The organism is Bradyrhizobium sp. 14AA (genome assembly GCF_054185205.1).
In genome coordinates, this window is sequence record NZ_JAVAYM010000206.1 from 1 (window position 1) to 431 (window position 431).

Sequence of the window (431 nt, forward strand, 5' to 3'; positions counted from 1 at the left end):
GCCTCATTGTCCAGTCGATACGCTCATGACCTCCCAGACCGCCCGCGAGGACTACATGGGTATATTCGAGGATAAAGAAATGCGGCTGGCGGGCCTGAACACGTCTGGCAATCCGCTCAGTCCGTTGCCTGATGTCGGTCCGCGGCACGCATACGACTTGCGACGGGCGATCGAGTTGGCTGGAAAGCTGGGTATCACGGATCTCGTCTGTATGTCAGGCACGCCAGGATCAGATCGCCATGCTAAGTATCCATCGTGGGTAGTTAATCCGTGGAATGGTGTCGAACTTGAAGTGCTCGAGTATCAGAAAAGTGTTGTCGACCCGTTCTGGCGCGAGATGGACCTGCGCGCCCAAGATGCTGGGGTCAAACTCGCCTTAGAGCTCCATCCTCACAACCTTGTTTTCACGCCGGTGAACTTCCTGGAGTTTG

The 431-nt window shown here is 55.9% G+C and carries 1 protein-coding gene; it reads left to right on the forward strand.

The window, feature by feature from the left end:
• Positions 1-25 precede the first annotated feature (25 nt).
• On the forward strand, positions 26-431 hold a 406-nt coding region (locus RAD15_RS44030), incomplete at its 3' end, for a sugar phosphate isomerase/epimerase family protein (RefSeq protein WP_458184898.1).